Origin of the sequence: Burkholderia diffusa (genome assembly GCF_001718315.1) — a bacterium.
GTDB lineage: Bacteria > Pseudomonadota > Gammaproteobacteria > Burkholderiales > Burkholderiaceae > Burkholderia > Burkholderia diffusa_B.
The window spans coordinates 499,416-515,052 of the sequence record NZ_CP013363.1 but is presented as its reverse complement, the minus strand read 5'-3'; the positions used below and the strand labels follow the sequence as shown (position 1 = coordinate 515,052).

Below are 15,637 nucleotides of genomic sequence, written 5' to 3'. Positions count from 1 at the left end.
ATTGTACGCGACGCCGCGCGGCGCGCGCAATGCGGCCCGCCGAGGCCGCCGCCGCGCCGTCAGTCGGGCGGCGTGCGCATCACGCGCGAGATCAGTTGCGGCGCGATGCGCTCGAGCGGCAGGATCGCCGACGCGGCGCCGATCGCCGCGGCCGCCTTCGGCATCCCGTAGACGGCGCTCGTCGCCTCGTCCTGCGCGATCGTGTAGCACCCCTTCGCGCGCATCGCCTTCAGCCCGAGCGCCCCGTCGCGCCCCATTCCGGTCAGCAGCACGCCGAGCGCGTCGCCCTGCCAGCCATCGGCGACGCTGTTGAAGAACACGTCGATCGACGGCCGGTATGGCGTCTCGGCCGGATGCCGCGTATAGCCGAGCACGCCGCGCGGCGACATGGACAGGTGATCGTTGGTGGCCGCGAGCAGCACCTCGCCCGCCTGCGGCACACTGCCCTGCCGCGCGACACGCACGGGCAGCCGCGTATAGCCGTCGAGCCACTCCGCCATGCCGACCGCGAACGCCTGGTCGACGTGCTGCACGATCACGAGTGCAGCCGGAAAATCGGCCGGCAGCGCACGCAGCAGCGCGGTGAGTGCAGTCGGCCCGCCCGCCGACGCGCCGATCGCGATCAACGTCGGCAGGCCGCGAGCGGGGGTCGGCCCGGGCGGCACGAGCGTCACGGTCCGGCTTTCGAGCAGGCGGCCGATCTGGTCGATCTTCGCGAGCAGCGGCTGCGGGCCCGCATCCGACGGCAGGCCGAGCGCGAGCGTCGGCGTATCGACCGCGTCGAGCGCGCCGGCGCCCATCGCCTCGTAGACCGACGACGTGTTCGCGCTGACGCTCGCGGTCACGATCAGGATCGCGCACGGCGCACGCGCCATGATCTGCCGTGTCGCGGCGACGCCGTCGAGCTTCGGCATCACGAGATCCATCAACACGAGGTCGGGCGGATGCGCGACGCAGAAATCCACCGCCTCGTCGCCATCCGTCGCGACCCACAGCACGCGATGGTCGGTGCGCAGCGCGATCACGCGGCGCAGCGCCTCGACGGCAAGCGGCAGATCGTTGACGATGCCGATGTTCATCCGCGCGCGTCCCCGATCAGGTCGTGCACCGCATCGAGCAGCGCCTCGTCGTGGAAACTGCTCTTCGCGAGGTAGTAGTCGGCGCCCGCATCGAGCCCGCGCCGGCGGTCCTCGTCGCGATCCTTGTACGACACGATCATCACCGGCACGCGCTTGAGCATCGAATCGCCCTTGATCAGCGTGACGAGTTCGATCCCGTCCATGCGCGGCATGTCGACGTCGGTGACAACGAGGTCGAACGCGTCGCTGCGCACCGCGTTCCAGCCGTCCATTCCGTCGACCGCGACGGTCACGTCGTAACCGCGCTTTTCCAGCAGCTTGCGTTCGAGCTCGCGCACCGTCAGCGAATCGTCGACGACGAGCACGCGGCGGCGCCGGTCGCCGAGCGCAAGCTGCGGATCGCGCGTGAGCTTCGCAAGCTGTCCGCCGCGCACGAGCTTGTCGACGGAGCGGATCAGGTCCTCGACGTCGACGATCAGCACCGGGTCGCCGTTCTCGAGCAACGCGCCGGCCGCGATGTTCTGAATCTTGTGCAGGCGGTTGTCGAGCGGCTGCACGACGAGCATCCGTTCGCCGAGGAAGCGGTCGACCGCGACACCGTAGAGCTCGGGCTCGCCGCCGACGACCACGACCGCCGTGCTCGCGCGCGCGACGTCGGGTTCGCCGGCATCGAGCAACTGGTGCGCGGCGACGAGGCCCGCGCGCCGGCCGTCGAACGGAAAATGCGGCTGGCCTTCGAGCACGTCGATGTCGTCGTGCGACAGTTCGAGCGTGCGGCGCACGTGCGCGAGCGGGAACGCATAAGGCTCGCCGCCGACCTCGACCAGCAGGCTGCGGATCACCGACAGCGTGAGCGGCAGCTGCAGCACGAAGCGCATGCCCGCGCCGGGCTCGTTGAAGATGCGCACCGCGCCGCGCACGCCACGCACCATTTCCTGCACCGCGTCGAGGCCGACGCCGCGGCCCGACACGTCGGTCACCGCATCGCGCATCGAGAAGCCCGGCAGCAGCAGGAATTCGAGCAGTTCGGGATCGGACAGCCGCGCGGCCGTCTCGTCGTCGGTCAGCCGCTGGCGCACGACCGCCGCGCGCAACGCATCCATGTCGACGCCCGGCCCGTCGTCGATCACGCTGACCAGCAGCGAGCCGGCGCTGTGCCGAGCCTCCAGCGTGACGCTCGCCTCGGCCGCCTTGCCGCGCGCGCGACGCGCGTCGGGCGGCTCGACGCCATGATCGATCGCGTTGCGCAGCAGATGGCCGAGCGGCGCGTCGAGCAGGTCGAGGATGTCGCGGTCGACCTGCGTGCCTTCGCCGACGATCGAGAAGCGCACCTGCTTGCCGAGCGAGCGCGCGAGGTCGCGGACGATGCGCGGATACGCGCGCGTCGCGTCGCCGAACGGCCGCATCCGGCATTGCAGCGCCTCGTCGTACAGCTGCTCGGCGATGTGCGTGCTGCGCCGCTCGAAGCGATCGAATTCGTCCATGCGCTCGGCGAGCGAGCGCTGCAGATCATTGAGCATGTGCCGCACTTCGTTTACCGACGCGAGCACGCCCGCGTCGAGTTCGTCGGCAAACTGTTCGTACAACAGATCGAGCGAACGGGCCGCATCGCGCTGCGCACGCTTCACGCGCAGCATCGACTCCGCGAACGGCTTGAGCCAGCGCGATTCGACGAGCGACTCGCCGGACAGGCTCAGCAGCCGGTTCAGCGTATCGGCCCGCACACGGCGCATCGCACCCGCGCCGGCCGCGCGGCCGGCCTGGACCGGATCGGGCACGGCCGCCGACACGGCCAGCGGCGGCACCGCGGCAGCGGCCCCAACGGATTCGTTCGCGGCGCCGTCGTGCTCGCGAAGCGGCACGACGGACGGCGGCGCCGACGGCGGCAGCGCGAAGGCCGAGGCAGGCATCGCGTGCGCGCCGTCGGCACTCGTCAGCGCCAGCGCGAACGCCTCGATCTCGGTCGGCGACACGGGCTGCGCCTGCGGATCGGCGACGCGCACCAGCAGATCGACGCCGGCGAGCAGCACGTCGACGTGCGTGGCCGTCAGCGCGATCGTGCCGGCCTGCGCGGCGACGAAGCATTCCTCCATGCGCCCCGCGATGTCGACGCCGAGCGGCACGCCCACGATGCGTGCGGCGCCCTTCAGCGAGTGCGCGGCGCGCATGCACGCCTCGAGCGCGACGGAATCGGGCTCGCCCGACTCGAGCGCGAGCAGGCGCTCGGACAGCGCCTGGGTCTGCGTGCGCGTCTCCTCGCGATACAGCTCGAGCAGCGACAGGTGGCTCAGATCGTCATCGCCGCTCATCGCATGCTCCGTGTCACGGCGTCGAACAGCCGATCGTCGTCGAGCAGGCCAACCGACTTGCCCCGCCACGACAGCACGCCGCGCGACAGGCCGGCGCTCGCGCGCCCGACCGTCGCCGGCACCGGCACCCATTCGGATGCGCCGAAGCGCAGCACGCCCTCGACTTCGTCGACTGGAAACACGACCGGCTCGCCGTGGTGCGCGGCAACCAACAGACGCGTGAAACGGCCGTCCGAGCCGCCGTTGCCGCCCTTGCCCGCGTCGAGGCCAAGCAGCGCGCCGATCGAGATCGCGATGCGCAGCGTGCCGCGAATGTTGACCACGCCGCGCACGGCCGAATGACGGCGATACGGCAGCGAATGGATCGGGCGCGTGCCGGCGATCTCGCGCAGCACGCCGATCGGCAGCGCGAGCCATTCGTCGGCAACACGAAACGCCAGCGCTGCCTGGCGCGTATCGTCGTCGCCGTGCGCGCCGGTCGCGTCGAACGCGCCGATCCGCTGCGTGGCGTCGGCCATCTCGGCGACGCCGAGCGGACGTTCGAGCAGCTTCGCCGCGTGATACGCGTAGACCGGACAGTTCAGGCAGCGCAGGCAGTCGGCCAGCCGCTCGCACGAGCGGTCGCCGCGCGTGCCGATCCGGTTCCAGCAATCGTCGACGCCGATCGTCGTGTCGTCAGTGGCAACGGCGTCGCGGTTCATTCTTTCCTCGGTCATCCCGATGTCGGCTCCCAACCCGTATTCTCGTTATCCGGCCGAGCGCCGCGCACGCTCGAGCAGCCATCGCGCGCCGGCGCCATCGCCGCCGACGTCGAGCAAGGTCGCGAGATGCGTCAGCGCTTCGTGGTGCGTCGGCCGCAGATACAGCGCCTTCCGGTAGAAATCGCCCGCTTCCGCGACGCGCCCGCGCGCATCCGCGATCAGCCCGTTCAGGTAGAACGCATCGGCGTGCGGCCCGGCGTGCGCGGAGAACTGCGCGAGCACGCGCTCGGCCTCGTCGAATGCGCCCGCGTTGGCCAGCGCCTGCGCTTCCTCGAGCGTCGGTGCGACGCTGCCGGCGACCGGCGCCGCCTGCGCGGGCAGGTCGGCCGGGGTCGCCGCATGGGCCGGGGAGTCGACGCGCAAGTCGGCCCGCTGCTCGCGCGCCGTCGTGCGCTCGGCCGGCGCGACCGCGGCGCGCGACGGCGCGGCATCGCTCCACGTCGGCGGCACGATGGCCAGCAGCGGGCGCGTCGCGGCCGGCGGCGCAACGGCGAAGCGCCCGGCGCGCCGGTACGGCGCGATCGTCGGCATCGATGCTGCATGGCCGTGCGCCGCGGCGCCACCGCGCGCGGGATGAAACGCGAACGCCAGCGGCACGCGCGCCGAGCGCATCCCGTGCCGCATCGCGACGCCCGTTTCGGCAGGACCGACGAACAGCATCCCGTCGTCGGCGAGCGAGCTTTCGAGCGAATCGATCACGCGATCCTGTGCATCGCGGTCGAAATAGATCAGCACGTTGCGGCAGAACACGAAATCGTAGCGGATGCCCGTGTCGGTGCCCGGTTCGACCAGGTTCGCCTGGCGAAACTGCACGCACGCGCGCACGCGCTCGTCGAGCAGCCAGCCGTCGGCGACCGGCGTGAAGTAGCGGCCGCGGAACTCGGTCGCCGTGCCGCGAAACGCATTGCGCCCATAGCAGCCGAGCCGAGCCTGTTCGATCGCGCGCGCGCTCAGATCGATCGCGTCGATCGTGAAGCTGGCCGGATCGAGCCCGGCGTCGAGCAGCGCCATCGCCGCCGAATACGGCTCCTCGCCGGTCGAGCACGGCGCGCTCAGCACGCGGATCACACGCCCCGGCATCGCGGCAAGCCGCTCGGCCGCAAGCCGCGCAAGCGTCGCGAATGCCTCGCGATCGCGGAAGAACCACGTCTCCGGCACGACGAACAGTTCGATCAGCGCGCGCCGCTCGTCGGGCGACGCGTTGAGATGCTGCCAGTACGCGTCAAGCGCTTCCGGCGTGACCGGCGGCCGCACCGCCGACGGCAGCCGCTCGCCGTCGCCCTGTAGCGCCTGCACACGCTCGGTCAGCGCTCGGCTCAGGAAATCGTTGCCGAGCGAATCGGGGTCGATGCCGGTCTCGCGCACCAGCCAGCCGCGAAATCGCGAATCGGACTCTTTCATGCGGACTCCTCTCCATGGCCCGGCTGGCCGTCGAACAGATACAGGCGCGCTACGTCGTCGATCAGGTCGGACACCGAGACCTGCTGCACGATCCCGTCGGGCGTGTTTGCGACGCGCCCGAGCCAGCGCGTGCGCGCGGTCGATACGCCGCTGGCGCGGAACGCGGTGCGGTCGATCCGCAGCGTCTGCGTCGCGCGCTCGACGATCAGGCCGATCACGCGATCGCGATCGAGCTGCCCGATGCGATAGCGGGCCATCACCAGCCGCGTCGAGCGCAGCGCATGCGCGCGCCGCCCGAGCGCCAGCATCGGCACGTCGATCACGGGAACGGGCTGACCGCCGCGCATCAGCAGCCCGGCAATCCAGTCGGGCGCGCCGGGCACGGCTTTGGTGGACGCGAGCGGCAATACCTCGTCGATGTCGGCCGCGTCGAGCGCATAGCGCTCGCCGTCGAGCTCGAACATCAGGAACAGCGCGTGCGCGCCGCCGTGCGACTCGGCGCGCGTCACGCGTCGACCTTGAAGCGCGACACGCTGGTGCGCAACTGGTTCGCGACGAGCGTCAGGTCATCGATCGCCTGCGACGACTGGCGCAGCGATTCGGCCGTCTGCTGCGCGGCTTCCGACAGCTGCGACAGCGCCTGCGTGATCTGCTCGGCGCCGTTCGCCTGGGTCTGCATCCCTTCGTTGACCATCTGGAAACGCGGCGCGAGCGTCTGCACCTCGGCGATGATCTGCGACAGCTGTCCGCCGACCTGCTGCACGTCGAGCATCCCGCGGCGCACTTCCTCCGAGAACTTGTCCATCCCCATCACGCCCGCCGACACGGCCGACTGGATCTCCTTCACCGTCTGCTCGATGTCGTACGTCGCCACCGCCGTCTGGTCGGCCAGGCGGCGGATCTCGGTCGCGACGACCGCGAAGCCGCGGCCGTACTCGCCGGCCTTCTCGGCCTCGATCGCCGCATTCAGCGACAGCAGGTTGGTCTGATCGGCAACCTTGGTGATCGTCGCGACGACCTGGTTGATGTTCAGCGCCTTCTCGTTGAGGATCGCGAGCTTCGCGTTCACCGAACCGGCTGCGTCCATCACGCTGCGCATCGTCTCACCCATCCGCGTGAGGCCGCTCTGGCTCACGCCCGCGAGCGTCGCCGACTGCTCGGCCACGCCGGCCACCTCGTTCATCGTGCGCAGCAGGTCGCGCGACGTCGCGAAGATCTCGCGCGAGGTCGCGCCGATTTCGGTCGTCGTCGCCGCGGTTTCGTTGGCGGTCGCCTGCTGCTCGCGCGACGTCGCCGCGATTTCGGCGACCGACGTCGTCACCTGCAGCGACGACTGCTGCGCGCGCGCGACCAGCTCGGTCAGCTCGTCGGCCATACGATTGAAGCCCGTCTCGAGCGTGCCGAACTCATCGCGGCGGCGCAGGTCGAGGCGACGCGTCAGGTTGCCGGTGCGCATCACGTCGTGCACCTCGACGAGCCGCGCCATCGGCACGGTGACCGCGCGGAACAGCCCGTAGCCGAGCGCGAGCGCGGAAAACAGGACGATGCCCAGCGCGGCGGCGAGCACGATCTCGGTATCCTGCACCGACTCGCGGATCAGCTTCGCGGACTGGTCTGCGAACTTGCGGTTCTCCTGCACCAGCGTGTTCGCGCCGCGCACGACCTCGGCCCACGCCGGCTGCACCTTCGCATATCCGGAGACGGCCTCTTCACGCGACACGCGATGCCTTTGCACGGCATCGTTCAACAGCGGCAGGTAGCGATCGAACGACGCGCGAAAGGCGGCAAAGCGCTGACGGTCGTCGTCGCGGAACGTCGTGTTCTGATAGTCGACCGACAGCGATTCGACGTCCTTCACCGCATCGCCGATCTTCGCGAGATCGCGCTGTACCGCCTCGGGGTCGGTATCGACGAATGTCGCCTGCTGCAGCATCGTGAACGATTCGTTGACCGCCCCGCGCAGCGACGCCGCGAGATAAACACCCGGCAGCGAATCGCGTTCGATGCTGACGGCTTCGGCATTGATCGCGCGCAGGCGCTCGTAGGACACACCTGCCGTCACCAGCATCAGCACGAACAGCACGCCGAAACTGAACAGGATACGGTTGCCGAGCGTCAGCCGGGCGGCGCCGATCGTCGGATGCAGGCTTTCATTGGTCGCGCGGGGCGTCACGGTGGCCATGTTCGTTATGGGCTTTCTAAAATCAGCGTTGAAAAAAACCGCGCCCGCCCGCGCGCCGGACGGCGCGCCACGAGCGCATCGGGGTCTGCGGGCAGCGCGGCACCGGCCGGCCGCGCCGCGAAATCATCGCTCCGCTTGCGCCGGCAGCCGAAGCGCGACCATGAAGCCGCGCGCCGTATTGCGCATCAGGATCTGGCCGCGATGCCGCGCGGCCGTCGCGCGGACGAACGCAAGCCCGAGGCCGAAGCCGCCGCGCGCCGCGCCATGCACGGATTCGAGCCGCACGAACGACTCGGTCGCGGCCGTGCGCTGCTCGGGCGCGATGCCGGAGCCCGCGTCCTCGACGCCGATCAGCCACGCACCGTCGTCGCCGCTCAGCGTGCAGTGCACGTCCGTGCCGGCCGGGCCGTACTTCAGCGCGTTGTCGATCAGGTTTGCGACCGCGCGCGTGACCATCATGCGGTCGCCCATCGATACGCACTCGGTATCGGGCACGTGGGCAACGACCCGGCTGCCGAATCCGGCCGCCTTCTCCCACAGCTGGTCGACGGCGTCGAGCACGATTTCGTTGAGACTCAGGACCTCGTGCGCGCGGCGTTCCGACTGCGCGCGGGTCAGGTGGATGAAGCCGTCGGCGAGCGCGAGCGCGCGCCGTGCGTGGCCGGCAATGCGCTCCATGACCGGCGGCATGTCGCCGTGCTCGGTCCGGTAGACCTCGAGCAGCGCGAGAATCGACGTCTGCGGCGAACGCATGTCGTGCGACAGGAAATCCAACGCTTCGTCGCGCTGGCGCGACATCAGGTACGAATTCGAGTGATAGCGGATGCGCGCGGTCAGTTCCATCGCGTCCGGGAGCTTCACGAGGTAGTCGTTCGCGCCGGCGATGAACGCCTCGCGCTTGACGATCGGCTCTTCCTTCGCCGACAGCACGATGATCGGCACGCGCGCGGTGTCGGTGTCCGCGCGCCACGCGCGAACAAGATCGAGGCCGTCGATTTCCGGCATCACGAGATCCTGCAGGATGACCGTCGGCTTCACGTCGCGCGCGACCGCCATCGCCCGATGTGCGTCGGTGCACACATGCAGGTCGATATCGTGCTCGCTGCGCAGCGCGCGGCGGATCACCTCGCCGACGAACGGCTGATCGTCTACGAGCAGAACCGATAGCCCCGACTCGAGACAATCCGGCGCATTTTCACCGCTGGATTCTTTCATAAATACCGTTTCAAACGCCAAATCTCCAATTGATTCTTTCATAGGAGTTGTTTATCCGACTTGGACGCCATCTTAAATTTGGCGGTGAGAAATCCGCCTATTGTTGCCGATCTGGCCTGTCGGCATTGCCTCGCAGGGCTCCGAACGCCGATTTTCACCCCGACGACGGCCGTATTACCTCCGCGCGCTTTCTCTCAATAAAGATAACCGGCTGATTCTAAATGAAATTAGAACACAGCATCTATCTCATTCCGGTTTAGTTTTGCCAAATATGGTGAAAGAGCGGGATTCAGATAAATCAGATCATTTCCGGATGCGAAAGACGAAAACGTTTGCGAGTCCGGCATCGCGAGGTTTGCATGCGCTGCAAGGCTGTCGTGTCCAACGTATCGGGGCCGGATTCCGATGCAATGGAATCGGAAGAATATGGAAAAGAAATCGCGCGTCGCGTCCGGTTCGGCGCGACGCGAAGGCTCGCGGCGCCGCGCACCGAACCCGATTGACGCGGCCACGCGGCCGCGCGTTCAGGGCCCGACTACACGGCCGGTTACCCGCGTGCGTGTTGCGCGGACACTTCCTGCAGGTCGAGATCGCGCTCGAGCATGTGCAGCATCTCGTCGTGGATGCGGCCCGAACGATGCAGGCGCAACAATTCCGCACGCCCGGCCTTGATCGCGGCCAGCACGACGTCGTAGTGCGCAATGCGCACCTCCGCCGGATAAGCGGGCTCGTTCTTCGCCCGCTCGGTCAGTTCCGCGCGATACGTGTATTGCTCCAGCAGGCGCGGATGAATCACCTTGCCGCTCTCGTCGCGCACCAGCGGCTGGATCGCCGCGAGCTGCGCAGCCTCGATATGCGCCCACGCCTGCGGCTCGGTCAGGTGATGCGCGACCCGCTCTTCATGCTGAGGCAGGCGCAACAGCCGGATCAACGGCCCGATGGTCGTGCCCTGCATGAGCACGGTGACGAGGATTACCGCGAACGACGCGACCAGAATCACGTCGCGGCCCGGCAGCGCCTCCGGCAACGACAGCGCGATCGCCAGCGTCACGACCCCGCGCATCCCGGCCCAGCTCATGATCGTCGCGGCCTTCCAGTCGGGTGCGACACCACGTCGAATGATCCCGCGCACCGGCACCTTCAGCGCCTCGACCGCGTAGATCCAGACGAAGCGCGACACGACCACCGCCACCAGCACCGCGAGGACCGGCGGGACCATCGTCGCGAGCACCTGCTCGAAACCGCCGAGCCGGTGGATCGCACCGCGCAGCGACAGCCCGATCAGCACGAACACCAGCGCTTCGAGCAGGAACACGATGACCTGCCAGAACGCAGTGCCGCGTGTGCGCACGGCCGCCGAGAACACCTCGTGCTGATGCCAGCCGACGATCATGCCGGCCGTGACCGTCGCGATCACGCCCGACACCTCGACCATCTCGCCGGCGATGTACGCGATCCAGCCGGCGATCACCGCGACGGTGATCACCAGATAGTCGTCATCGAGCAGCTTCAGGAACCACACGACGAGCTTTCCGACCACGAAGCCGACCACGACACCGCCGATCCCGAGTTCCGCGAAGCGCACGACCGCGTGCTCGAGGCTGAACGCCCCCGTCAGCGCGGCCGCCACCGCGAAGCGGAACAGCACCAGGCCCGCCGCGTCGTTCAACAGGCTTTCCCCTTCGAGCAGCACCATCAGCCGGCGCGGCAGCGCGACGCGCTCGAGCACCGCCTTCGCGGCCACCGCGTCGGGCGGCGACACGATCGCGCCGAGCGCGAAGCACGCGGCCCATGGCAGTGACGGCACGACCCAGTGCACGGCGAAACCGACCGCGAACGTCGTAAACACCACCGCGCCGATCGCGAGCATCAGGATGCCGCCGACGTTGTGCTTGAATTCCTCCCACACCGAGAAATACGCGCCGTCCATCAGCAACGGCGGCAGGAAAACGAGCAGCACGAGCTCCGGATCAAGGTTGATCGGCGGCAGGCCAGGAATGAACGCGATGCCGATGCCGCCGATCAGCAGTGCGGCCGCGGGCGGCAATCGCAGACGCTTGGCGATGCATTCGAGCGCAACGATCGCGAGGAATGACAACAAAACCAGCTTGAATGCCGAGACGGGGGACATGAATCGACCTCGTGAGGAATGAATGCGCACGCCAGCCGGTGTCGCACCCCGGTTGGCCAATTCGCGCGATTACATCACGATGCGATGCGTACAGTCGAGCGCGTTCGGCAAGCGCTGCGCCCGGCGCCGCCACAATGGCGCAACGGCGGGCGCCGCCGCGCTCATCGGCGTGCGCGGAAACGAAAACGGCACGCGGGCCGCCACGATCGCCCGCGTGCCGTCATGCCGCGTCCTTCGCGCTAGCGGCGCCGCACGACCATCAGGCGCGGCTCGGTCATGTCCTCGATCGCGTAACGGATCCCTTCGCGTCCAAGCCCCGAATCCTTCACGCCGCCATAGGGCATGTTGTCGACGCGGAACGACGGCACGTCGTTGATCACGACGCCGCCCACCTCCAGCTCGTCCCACGCCCGCTGCGCATGCGCGAGCGAATCGGTAAACACACCCGCCTGCAGACCGAAGTCGCTGTCGTTGACGCGCGCGAGCGCATCGTCGAAACGCTCGAACTTCTCGAGGATCGCGACCGGCCCGAATGCCTCCTTGCGGTACAGGTCCTGTTCGCGACCGACATTTTCCAGCAGCGTCGCCTCGAACATCGCGCCATCGACCTTGCCGCCCGCGACGATCTTCGCGCCCGCCGCAACGGCCGCGTCCATCCAGCCCGACAGCCGACGCGATTCGGATTCGGAGATCATCGGGCCGACGAACGTCGACGGATCCTTCGGATCGCCCATCTTCAACGAACGCGTCTTCGCGATCAGCTTGTCGCGCAGCGCGTCGTACAGGTCCGCATGCACGAGGATTCGCTGCACGCCGATACAGCTCTGGCCCGACTGGTAATACGCGCCGAACGCGAGACGCTCGACCACGTAGTCGAGTTGCTCGCGCTGGTCCGCGTCGACGATCGCCGCCGCGTTGCCGCCGAGCTCCAGCACGACCTTCTTCTTGCCGGCCTTCTCCTTCAGCGCCCAGCCCACGGCCGGCGAACCCGTGAACGACAGCAGCTTGAAGCGCTCGTCGGTCGTGAACAGATCCGCGCCGTCGCGATGCGCGGGCAGCACCGAGAACGCCCCCTTGGGCAGATCGGTTTCGGCGAGTACCTCGCCGATAATGAGCGCGCCGATCGGCGTGCGGCTCGCGGGTTTCAGCACGAACGGACAGCCTGCGGCCAGCGCGGGTGCAACCTTGTGCGCGGCGAGGTTCAGCGGGAAGTTGAATGGCGAGATGAACGAGCACGGGCCGATCGGCACGCGCCGCGTATAGCCGGTGTAGCCTTGCGCGCGTGCCGAGATCTCGAGGTTGATCACCTCGCCGTCGATGCGCACCGACTCCTCGGCTGCGACGCGGAACGTATCGATCAGCCGCGTCACTTCGCCCTTCGAATCGTTGATCGGCTTGCCGGCCTCGATGCACAGCGCCTCGGCCAGCTCGTCGAATCGCTCGCGAAAGCGCGCGACGCAGTGGTCGAGCACCGCCTGACGCTTGTAGGCCGGCAATTCGCGCATCGGCTTCGCGGCGCCGACCGCCGCACCGATGGCCGCATCGATCGCCTTCGCGTCGGCCAGCGCGACGCGCGTCGCGACCTTGCCGCTGAACTTGTCGGTCACTTCGAGATCGGTATTCGCGTAGACGGCCTCGTTGGCCAGATAGTACGGATAGGTATCCTTCAGCATGGAACGCTCCTTCCGGTGAACTACGGATTCAGAGTTGCGCCGACAGGCGCTTGATTTCGCGGTTGAGCACGCGCTCGTTGTCCGAATAGTCGATCGGCACGTCGATTACGTGCACGCCGGGCGTCGCGAAGCAGTCGCGCAGCAGCGGCTCGAGATCGTCGGCCGCTTCGACGCGATGCCCGTGCGCGCCGTAGCTCCGTGCATACGATACGAAATCGGGGTTTTTCAGCGTCATCGCGAAATCGGGGAAATTCATGTTCTCCTGCTTCCAGCGGATCATCCCGAACGCGTCGTCGCGCAGGATCATCACGACGATGTCGAGCTTCAGCCGCACGGCGGTTTCGAGTTCCTGCGAATTCATCATGAAGCCGCCGTCGCCGCACACGGCGATCACCTTGCGCTGCGGATGCACGATCTTCGTCGCGATCGCCGACGGCAGGCCCGCGCCCATCGACGCGAGCGCATTGTCCAGCAGCAGCGAGTTCGGCTCGTGCGCACGCCAGTAGCGCGCGAACCAGATCTTGTACATCCCGTTGTCGAGGCAGACGATCCCGTCAGCCGGCAGCGCCTTGTACAGGTCGTTCACGATCCGCACCGGGTACATCGGGAAGCGCGGGTCGTGCTGGCCTTTCTGCAGGTGTGCGTCGAAGTGCTCCTTGATCATCGCGAAGCGTGCGAAATCCCAGTGCGGCTGCGGCGCGATCGCCTCCTTCATTTGCCACACCGCGTTCGCGATGTCGCCGACCACCTCGATCTGCGGGAAATAGACGGGATCGACCTGCGCGCCGAGGAAGTTCACGTGAATCACGGTCTTGTCGTCCGTGCGCATGAAGAACGGCGGTTTCTCGATCACGTCATGGCCGACGTTGATGATGCAGTCCGCATGCTCGATCGCGCGGTGCACGAAGTCGCCGTCGGACAGCGTCGCGTTGCCGAGCCACAGCGGATGCGTTTCGTCGATCACGCCCTTGCCCATCTGGGTCGTGAAGAACGGGATACCCGTCTTGTCGACGAATTCGAGCAGCATCTTGCAGGTCGTCTTGCGATTGCCGCCCGCGCCGATCATCAACAGCGGGTGGCGCGCGGCCTGGATCGCGTCGACCGCGTGCGCGACCGCCTTTTCCTCGGCTACCGGCCGCCGGCTGTAGCTGCGCGGAATCGGCTTGCCGTCGCCCTCCTCGTGCGCGATGTCCTCCGGGAGTTCGAGGTGTGCGGCCCCCGGGCGCTCCTCCTCCGCGCGACGGAACGCCTCGCGCACCGCCGACGGGATGTTGCCGATCGACACGATCTGCCGCGTGAACTTCGTGAGCGGCTGCATCATGCCGACGACGTCGACGATCTGGAAGTGTCCCTGCTTGCTGGACTTGATCGGCTTCTGCCCGGTGATCATCAGCATCGGCATGCCGCCGAGCTGCGCATACGCGGCGGCCGTCACGAAGTTGGTCGCGCCCGGCCCGAGCGTCGCGAGACACACGCCGGTGCGGCCCGTCAGGCGGCCGTAGGTGGCAGCCATGAATCCGGCCGCCTGCTCGTGCCGGGTCAGCACGAGCTTGATCTTCGATCGCCGCAGCGATTCGAGCAGATCGAGGTTTTCCTCGCCGGGAATGCCGAACACGTACTCGACGCCTTCGGCTTCCAGCGCCTTCACGAACAGATCCGATGCTTTCATGGGGGACTCTCGGTTGATGCCGCCTGCCCGGCTTACGGGCGCGCGACGTTCAGAACGCGCGCCGGCCTACGGCACGCGGACGCTTTACCTACTGGACACTGACCACGGCACTGCCCGCCGCGCAACGCACGGCGGCGCCTCCCTGTGCAGGAGGGCAAACGGATCCGCCCGCGCGCGGCAAGCACGCACGGGCGGCAAGGACGTTTTTGATTGTAGACGGATTCGCCGAATTCCGACTTCGGCCAAATGGCAGGGTCCGGCTGCGCGAAAGGATCGGCCTGACGGCCAATTCGACGTCAAACGGCGCGCGCGGCCCTATCGTTGGGGGCAACCAGATTCCATTCACCCAACCCATCTGTGAACCACGGTTGACACAATGCCATTCATGCCCCACAGTGCGCCTACATTCAGTATCCGGACCACCGACGTCTTCGATGCATGGTTTGCCCGCCTGCAGGATCGCGTCGCGCGGCGGCGCATCCAGGCACGCATCGACCGTCTGTCGATGGGCAACCCGGGCGACTGGAAATCCGCCGGCTCGCCCGTCGTCGAAATGCGTGTCGACCACGGCCCCGGCTATCGCGTCTACTACGTCAGACGCGGAACGATATGGGTGATCCTGCTCTGCGGCGGCGACAAGTCGACGCAACAGGCGGACATCCGCGCCGCGCACGCGATGCTCGAGCGGCTCGACCTGGAGTGATCATGGACAAGATCAAGACCCGGCCGTGGGATTCGGCCGAACACCTGAAGACCGACGACGACATGGCCGACTATTTCGAGGCCTGTCTGCAGGAGGCCGGCGACGATCCGGCCTTCATCGCGCACGCGCTCGGCGTGATCGCCCGCGCGCGCGGCATGTCGCAGGTCGCGCGCGACGCGGGCCTGTCGCGCGAAGGACTGTACAAGGCGCTGTCGCACGACGGCAATCCGAGCTTCGGCACGATCCTGAAGGTCATCAAGGCGCTCGGCCTGCAACTGCACGGCGCGAAAGCGCACGCGTGATTCAGCGGCGCACGATGCGGCACCGTGCGCGCGACATATTAGGCAGGGCGGGAGCAAACGGCCGGCGTCAGATCGACCGAGTCGGTTTGGCCACATTCATTCAGGCCCGAGCGTGGAGCCCGATCATTCGCTCCATCCAACAGGTCCGGCGAAAGCGGTAACCGTGCCGGTTACGATCGGAGACTTATTCGCCAGTGACCTCAGTAGCCGCT

Annotated in this window: 12 protein-coding genes; 2 read left to right on the top strand and 10 right to left on the bottom strand. The window is 67.8% G+C overall.

All coding sequences use genetic code 11. The features are described 5' to 3' along the window. Positions 1–59: 59 nt before the first annotated feature. The 10 genes from WI26_RS17770 to WI26_RS17725 form a co-directional block, all read right to left on the bottom strand. Positions 60–1,079: a chemotaxis response regulator protein-glutamate methylesterase gene (locus WI26_RS17770; RefSeq protein ID WP_069226694.1), complete on the bottom strand. Its 1,020-nt coding sequence runs from the start codon at positions 1,077–1,079 to the stop codon at positions 60–62. Next, the gene (locus WI26_RS17765) at positions 1,076–3,388 is read right to left on the bottom strand and encodes a hybrid sensor histidine kinase/response regulator (RefSeq protein ID WP_069226693.1); all 2,313 of its coding nucleotides are present in this window, start codon (positions 3,386–3,388) and stop codon (positions 1,076–1,078) included. The genes WI26_RS17770 and WI26_RS17765 overlap by 4 nt, the downstream gene beginning before the upstream one ends. Then, entirely contained in the window at positions 3,385–4,089 is a 705-nt protein-coding gene (locus WI26_RS17760) for a chemotaxis protein CheW (RefSeq protein WP_069226692.1), read from the bottom strand. Before WI26_RS17760 ends, WI26_RS17765 begins: the two co-directional genes overlap by 4 nt. Before the next feature lie 45 nt (positions 4,090–4,134). After that, complete coding sequence (locus tag WI26_RS17755) at positions 4,135–5,550, bottom strand: CheR family methyltransferase (RefSeq protein ID WP_069226691.1); 1,416 nt, start codon at positions 5,548–5,550, stop codon at positions 4,135–4,137. Beyond that, positions 5,547–6,059 carry a chemotaxis protein CheW gene (locus WI26_RS17750; RefSeq protein WP_069226690.1) on the bottom strand — a complete coding sequence of 171 codons (513 nt, stop codon included), beginning with the start codon at positions 6,057–6,059 and terminating at the stop codon, positions 5,547–5,549. The genes WI26_RS17755 and WI26_RS17750 overlap by 4 nt, the downstream gene beginning before the upstream one ends. Beyond that, positions 6,056–7,732: a methyl-accepting chemotaxis protein gene (locus WI26_RS17745; RefSeq protein WP_059466574.1), complete on the bottom strand. Its 1,677-nt coding sequence runs from the start codon at positions 7,730–7,732 to the stop codon at positions 6,056–6,058. Before WI26_RS17745 ends, WI26_RS17750 begins: the two co-directional genes overlap by 4 nt. A 123-nt stretch (positions 7,733–7,855) precedes the next feature. Further along, positions 7,856–8,989 (bottom strand): hybrid sensor histidine kinase/response regulator, encoded by a 1,134-nt coding sequence (locus tag WI26_RS17740; protein WP_069226689.1) that lies wholly within the window; start codon positions 8,987–8,989, stop codon positions 7,856–7,858. Positions 8,990–9,494: 505 nt separating this feature from the next. After that, positions 9,495–11,078: a Na+/H+ antiporter gene (locus WI26_RS17735; protein WP_069226688.1), complete on the bottom strand. Its 1,584-nt coding sequence runs from the start codon at positions 11,076–11,078 to the stop codon at positions 9,495–9,497. Positions 11,079–11,317: 239 nt separating this feature from the next. After that, a complete protein-coding gene (locus WI26_RS17730) occupies positions 11,318–12,751 on the bottom strand; it encodes an aldehyde dehydrogenase family protein (protein WP_059466577.1) in 1,434 nt (477 codons plus the stop codon). Between the two features lie 28 nt (positions 12,752–12,779). Next, complete coding sequence (locus WI26_RS17725) at positions 12,780–14,420, bottom strand: acetolactate synthase large subunit (RefSeq protein WP_069226687.1); 1,641 nt, start codon at positions 14,418–14,420, stop codon at positions 12,780–12,782. A 385-nt stretch (positions 14,421–14,805) separates the two neighbouring features. Here WI26_RS17725 and WI26_RS17720 point away from each other — a divergent pair, with 385 nt between their 5' ends. Together WI26_RS17720 and WI26_RS17715 are read left to right on the top strand one after the other, a co-directional pair. After that, on the top strand, positions 14,806–15,123 hold the full coding sequence (locus WI26_RS17720) for a type II toxin-antitoxin system RelE/ParE family toxin (protein ID WP_069227769.1): 318 nt from the start codon (positions 14,806–14,808) through the stop codon (positions 15,121–15,123). A 2-nt stretch (positions 15,124–15,125) separates the two neighbouring features. Continuing rightward, positions 15,126–15,425 (top strand): addiction module antidote protein, encoded by a 300-nt coding sequence (locus WI26_RS17715; protein WP_006750245.1) that lies wholly within the window; start codon positions 15,126–15,128, stop codon positions 15,423–15,425. Positions 15,426–15,637 lie beyond the last annotated feature (212 nt).

Coding starts and splice junctions, on each gene's coding strand:
- WI26_RS17745 (WP_059466574.1), bottom strand. CDS start 7,732: ATGGCCACCGTGACGCCCCGCGCGACCAATGAAAGCCTGCATCCGACG.
- WI26_RS17730 (WP_059466577.1), bottom strand. CDS start 12,751: ATGCTGAAGGATACCTATCCGTACTATCTGGCCAACGAGGCCGTCTAC.
- WI26_RS17735 (WP_069226688.1), bottom strand. CDS start 11,078: ATGTCCCCCGTCTCGGCATTCAAGCTGGTTTTGTTGTCATTCCTCGCG.
- WI26_RS17760 (WP_069226692.1), bottom strand. CDS start 4,089: ATGAACCGCGACGCCGTTGCCACTGACGACACGACGATCGGCGTCGAC.
- WI26_RS17765 (WP_069226693.1), bottom strand. CDS start 3,388: ATGAGCGGCGATGACGATCTGAGCCACCTGTCGCTGCTCGAGCTGTAT.
- WI26_RS17755 (WP_069226691.1), bottom strand. CDS start 5,550: ATGAAAGAGTCCGATTCGCGATTTCGCGGCTGGCTGGTGCGCGAGACC.
- WI26_RS17740 (WP_069226689.1), bottom strand. CDS start 8,989: ATGAAAGAATCAATTGGAGATTTGGCGTTTGAAACGGTATTTATGAAA.
- WI26_RS17725 (WP_069226687.1), bottom strand. CDS start 14,420: ATGAAAGCATCGGATCTGTTCGTGAAGGCGCTGGAAGCCGAAGGCGTC.
- WI26_RS17770 (WP_069226694.1), bottom strand. CDS start 1,079: ATGAACATCGGCATCGTCAACGATCTGCCGCTTGCCGTCGAGGCGCTG.
- WI26_RS17715 (WP_006750245.1), top strand. CDS start 15,126: ATGGACAAGATCAAGACCCGGCCGTGGGATTCGGCCGAACACCTGAAG.
- WI26_RS17720 (WP_069227769.1), top strand. CDS start 14,806: ATGCCCCACAGTGCGCCTACATTCAGTATCCGGACCACCGACGTCTTC.